This window comes from Methylobacterium sp. J-077 (genome assembly GCF_022829365.1).
Taxonomy (GTDB): domain Bacteria; phylum Pseudomonadota; class Alphaproteobacteria; order Rhizobiales; family Beijerinckiaceae; genus Methylobacterium.
In genome coordinates, this window is the sequence record NZ_JAKSYJ010000113.1 from 1 (window position 1) to 4,809 (window position 4,809).

Sequence of the window (4,809 nt, forward strand, 5' to 3'; positions counted from 1 at the left end):
ACGCTGACCTCCGCGACGGCGCGCGCGAGGGTGTGGCTCAGATCGACCTGTTCATCCACCAGGCAGAGCGCTGCAGGTCGAAGGCTGAGCAAAGTCGACCGGCTATCTGATCCCGCTTCCGCGTCCTGAAGCTGCTGTTCCAGAGACAGATCTTCGATGCTGTACCGAGGTGGCAGAATAATCGCTAAGGTATAGGCAGGTTGTAAACCGTTCCGGTGCTACTCTCCGTTGCGTCCAGACGAGAAGACAACTTCCATGCTGGGTATATTTAGAATTACAACTAAGGGTAGATACTGCCTGACGGGCGGAGGGGACGTTCAGTGCCTTGCCGACGTGGGCGCCACTGACTTCATCGAACTGCGCCCCCTCACCGACGATGCGCCGCCCGAGGTGGGGGAACGTGTCACCTGCTACCTCGACAACATCGGCATGATCGAAGGCGTCGTGCTGTATGGGCAGCCTGGCGGCTTCGCGCTGCAGATCATGACCAATCCGGAGCGCCGGTCACGGATAGAGGCGCGGCTGGCGTGGCTGCGCAGCGCCGGTGACCGGGATGATCAGCGCAAAGCCTCTCGGATCGTCCCAATCTATCGCGATGTCCGCGTGGCCCTGCTGGGGGCCCGTATCGCTGACGCAATCGTCGCCGACCTGTCCATGACTGGCGCAGCCCTGCTTCTGGACGAGCGGCCGGTCGTCGGTGCGACGGTGACGGTGGGTAAGCGTTACGCGACGGTCGTGCGCCATACCCCCGAGGGCGTCGGCGTGGCGTTCCGTATGCCGTTCGGCCCACTGACCTTCAACGAGCGCGTGATCCTCTGACGGCAGACGAGGGATAGGCGATGGGCGAGCTTCTGCTGATCACCGACGACATCCATCGCGGCAGGCGTCTATCGCGGGAACTCGGCACGCGCCGACCGTGCCACGTCCACGATCTCTACGATGACGCACTGCCAGTCGTAGATCCCTCCCTAATCGTCAGCGATGTCGAGGCGCTTACTTCCGTGGCCATCGTTCGCTTGCGCCGCACTTTGACTCAGCTCAGGGACGAGGGTGTCCCATACCTGTTCCTCGTGCACGGTAACGCCGCCCGTTCAGAAGCTCAGGCGCAGGTTCTTGGCGCGACTGCTACGGCCGGGGTGTCCCAGATGCTCGGCGCCGTGGAGCGTCTGCACGGGGCATCGATCCCCGTGCTGGCTCGAACGCGAGCCGCCGAGGCCCGACAGTTCTTTCAGCACGCCTTGTTCTCCGGTCGACCGATCACGCCTGCCTCTGCCGATGCCGGTACCGAACTGGTCGTGAACGCTGTTAGCGACACCGGCATCTATGACTGGGTCCGCGCGGTTCAGAAGTTCGACGACGCCACGCATCAGCACTGCCTGCTGGTCGCCGCTCTCGCCGCGGCGTTCTCAGGAGCGCTGGGGCTACGTCCGACCGACCGGCACTACCTGACGCGAGCCGCCCTGCTGCACGATGTCGGCAAGATCCATGTTCCCATTGAGATCCTGAACAAGCCGGGCCGTCTCACCCATTCGGAGACGGCGGTCATGCGGACACATGCAGAACGTGGCCACGCCATGCTCGTGGGTGCTGGGTTCGATGACCGCCTGCTGGCGGCCGTTCGCTCTCATCATGAGATGATCGATGGGAGCGGCTACCCCGACGGCCTCCGGGGGTGGGAGGTCTCGGACTTCGTGCGCTTGATGACGATCTGCGACGTCTATGGGGCGTTGATCGAGCGTCGCCCGTATCGCGCGCCGATGCATGGGGCGAAAGCCTACACCGTCTTGGAGGAAATGGCTGGCCGACTCGATGCCGTCCTCGTGCGTGCGTTCCAGCCTATAGCCGCAGCCTTCGATCCGACCATGCTAAAGGCAGCGCACGATCAAGCACTTATTTCGTGCCCTCGTCAGACAACTACCTTTTAAAATTGTAAAGTGTCTGGGTCGCGATAAGGGCTTCGTAATTGATTTGTGGCCGACTGCGCCAGCATGCTCATACCGCGCAGGCTTTGAAGTGGCGGACGTTTTGGCCAGCCCACCAGGGTACCGTGACCGCTCGTGGCTCGGGCCGTCCATTGCTCGATGGGTGGTCCTTGCCAACTTCCTCACCGTAGCCGGCTTGATCAGTGTGGCCGCGCTGCTGCTCTGGCAAATGCACACGGATGCGGGGAATCGCAGCCAAGCGAATGCGAACAGCCTCGTGCAGGTGCTCGGCCGCGACATCGCTCGTAACGTCGAGCTCTATGATCTATCGTTGCAGGCGGTCGTCGATGGGTTCGGTCGAACCGACGTCGCACAAGTATCACCTGAATTGCGTCAGCTGATCCTCTACGATCGAGCCGCGTCCGCGCCAGGCTTCGCCTTCCTACTGATCCTTGATACTCACGGTACTGTCGTCTCCGGCTCGAACCAGTCGGTGCCCAAGGGGCTCGACCGATCCGATACCGAGTACTTTCGTCACTTTGCCGCCCATCCAGACGATGACAGCCTGCACGTCAGCCCGCCCGCCATTTCTCGGGTCAGCGGGCAGCGAATGATCATGCTCTCTCGTCGCCTGTCGAACTCCGACGGCTCCTTAGCCGGCGTCGTGGTCGGCGGCATCAAGCTCGACTATCTGCGCAGTCTGTTCGCCTCGGTCGACGCCGAGCATGCCGGGACCGTGACGCTCTACGGACCGGAAGGCGTTATCCTGATGCGCGAGCCGTTCGATCAGAGCGTGATCGGTACGAGCGTGTCCGAGGCCCCGAGCTACCGTCGCATGATTGCGATGCGCGAAGGTAACCTCGTTGGACCGGCGATGGTCGGAGAGGGCGAACGTTGGTTCACCTTCGCGCGGTTCGGCATTGAACCGCTGACTCTCAGCATCGCCGTGGTGCCGGCTACGATCTACGCCGAATGGTGGCAGCGCGCTCTGGGCCTTGGCTTTGTGCTGCTCGGCTTGTGCGCCATCACAGCTGGTCTCACTTGGCTGCTCCGTCGCGAGCTTGGCCGTCGTGAGCAGGCCGAAACGAGGCTAGTGGCTGCCAATGCTCGTCTCACCGCCCAGGCCACCACCGATGCGTTGACCGGTCTGGGTAATCGCCGGCGCTTCGACGAGGCGTTGGCGCAGGAATGGGACCGCGCAGTGCGGGGACGGCGGCCGCTCTCGTTGATCCTGATCGACGCGGACTGTTTCAAGGGCTTCAATGACACTTACGGCCATCAGCGTGGCGACGAGGCTCTCCGCCTGATCGCCGGCTCGATCCGCGCGGCCGCCAACCGCGCGAGTGATATGACCTGTCGCATTGGCGGCGAGGAATTTGCGGTGATCCTGCCTGAGATCGACGCGGCGGGCGCTGAGGTGGTGGCAGAACGGATCCGGGCGGCGGTGATGGGTTGGGCTATGCCCCACGCGGCAGGACCGAACGCGGTGCTCACGGTGAGCTGCGGCGTCGCGAGCGTTCCCGAAGTCCTGGCGCATGACGCCGCAGCGCTCGTCGCGAAGGCCGACACCGCTTTGTACGCGGCCAAGGCAGCAGGCCGAAACCAGGTTCGTATCGCCGAACCGAGTAAAGCGACCCTGCGCCTCGTGAGCTAATCAGGTGGTTAGATTGAAGAAGTAACGCCGTTCTCGATCAGCGGCTGACCACACCCCGGGCCATTCCCCCCGTTACTCCTATTCAGCGGCTGATCAGGGCGCCTCGGTTTCGGCCGCTGCGATCGTCTTCGCGCGCGCGATCCGGCGCATGCCGACCCAGCCCTTCAAATCCTCGATAGCCGTTCTGACGTGCTGGTCGAACACCGCCACACTGACGTCTGCAGCGAAGCCCGCATCATCTAAAACCAGCCGCATGCGCCGGCGCAGGCGCTGAGCTCGCTCGATCTCGCCCTGAGCCTCAGCCTCCAGGATCGTGAGCAGCAGGATGTAGTAGCCAGCACGATTAAGGTCGTCGCGGCGCGGGGCGTTCCGCGCCTTGCGCTTGGCCTCACTCCTGAGCTGGGCAGCGGCATGGCGCTCCAGCGCCTCGGTCTCATGCCGGGAACGGCGATCGGTGGGCTTTGGCATCGGTGCGCTGGCTCCGGTGGTTGGAGCCCCGATGGTCTGGGCCGGCCATGAAAGTTGAAATGGGCTGAGAGCCGTGCGGTGAAAAAATATATTCCCGCCCTGAGCCGGCATTCGACCTTGTGCCTTGCCCTGTGCGCCCAATTCAGGCTGACGTCGTGCGCAGAGAGGCTGACGTCGAGCTGTTGATCCTTGGTAATGGCTTGTTTTTGGCTGTTTGAACGATACCGACCTCGGCGACGTTCAGCCCAGGACCGATCGAACCGATCCGTCCGGAGGAGAACGCCATGTCGATGAAGGCACTTGCCCTTGCAGCAGCGCTCGTGGTCGCAGTTACCGGGGTCGCTTTTGCCCAGACCCCGGCCGGGGGTGGCAGCGCCGAAGGCAACATGAACAACCCCGGCAGCGTGAAAAGCCCGTCGCAGAAGCGCATGGGTGGCCAGCGGGGTATGATGAGCACGCGGCACATGAAGCGCCATCGGCGTCACCACATGCGTACGCCTACGGTGAAGGCCGCCACCCCGGCGAGGAGCGAGGCCAGCGTCACCAGAGCCTGGAGCTGCCCGAAGACGGTCCCGATCAGCCCGGTGCGGCCGCTCACCTGCCGGCGCGCCCGCTCCAGCCGGGCCTGCTGGGCGCTGTCCTCGAACTGCGCGAGGTCGAGGGAGGCGGCGTGGGCCATCAACCGCAGGGAGGCGGCGTTGGCGTAGAGGTCGCCGATCAGGGTCTCGGTGAGGTTCGCCAGCCGGCCGGTGAGGTCGGAGAGGA

Annotated in this window: 5 protein-coding genes and 1 pseudogene; 3 read left to right on the forward strand and 3 right to left on the reverse strand. The window is 63.9% G+C overall.

Annotated features, from left to right (window positions below; genetic code table 11):
* Positions 1-333: 333 nt before the first annotated feature.
* From MKL11_RS11300 to MKL11_RS11310, 3 genes are all read left to right on the forward strand, one after another.
* Positions 334-819: a PilZ domain-containing protein gene (locus tag MKL11_RS11300; protein ID WP_243943284.1), complete on the forward strand. Its 486-nt coding sequence runs from the start codon at positions 334-336 to the stop codon at positions 817-819.
* Between the two features lie 20 nt (positions 820-839).
* Positions 840-1,925, forward strand: coding sequence for an HD-GYP domain-containing protein (locus MKL11_RS11305; protein WP_243943286.1), 1,086 nt, complete (start codon positions 840-842; stop codon positions 1,923-1,925).
* Between the two features lie 160 nt (positions 1,926-2,085).
* Complete coding sequence (locus MKL11_RS11310) at positions 2,086-3,576, forward strand: sensor domain-containing diguanylate cyclase (RefSeq protein WP_243943288.1); 1,491 nt, start codon at positions 2,086-2,088, stop codon at positions 3,574-3,576.
* A gap of 93 nt (positions 3,577-3,669) precedes the next feature.
* Here MKL11_RS11310 and MKL11_RS11315 read toward each other — a convergent pair whose 3' ends face one another.
* The 3 genes and pseudogenes from MKL11_RS11315 to MKL11_RS11325 all read right to left on the reverse strand — a co-directional run.
* Entirely contained in the window at positions 3,670-4,044 is a 375-nt protein-coding gene (locus MKL11_RS11315) for a hypothetical protein (protein ID WP_243943290.1), read from the reverse strand.
* Positions 4,045-4,186: 142 nt separating this feature from the next.
* Complete coding sequence (locus MKL11_RS11320; RefSeq protein ID WP_243943292.1) at positions 4,187-4,510, reverse strand: hypothetical protein; 324 nt, start codon at positions 4,508-4,510, stop codon at positions 4,187-4,189.
* Positions 4,511-4,525: 15 nt separating this feature from the next.
* Positions 4,526-4,809, reverse strand: a pseudogene (locus MKL11_RS11325) (ABC transporter ATP-binding protein); the annotation flags it as partial.

Bases quoted from the DNA above. Each gene is read 5' to 3' on its own strand.
- MKL11_RS11315 (WP_243943290.1), bottom strand. From the start codon at position 4,044: ATGCCAAAGCCCACCGATCGCCGTTCCCGGCATGAGACCGAGGCGCTG.
- MKL11_RS11305 (WP_243943286.1), top strand. From the start codon at position 840: ATGGGCGAGCTTCTGCTGATCACCGACGACATCCATCGCGGCAGGCGT.
- MKL11_RS11320 (WP_243943292.1), bottom strand. From the start codon at position 4,510: ATGTGCCGCGTGCTCATCATACCCCGCTGGCCACCCATGCGCTTCTGC.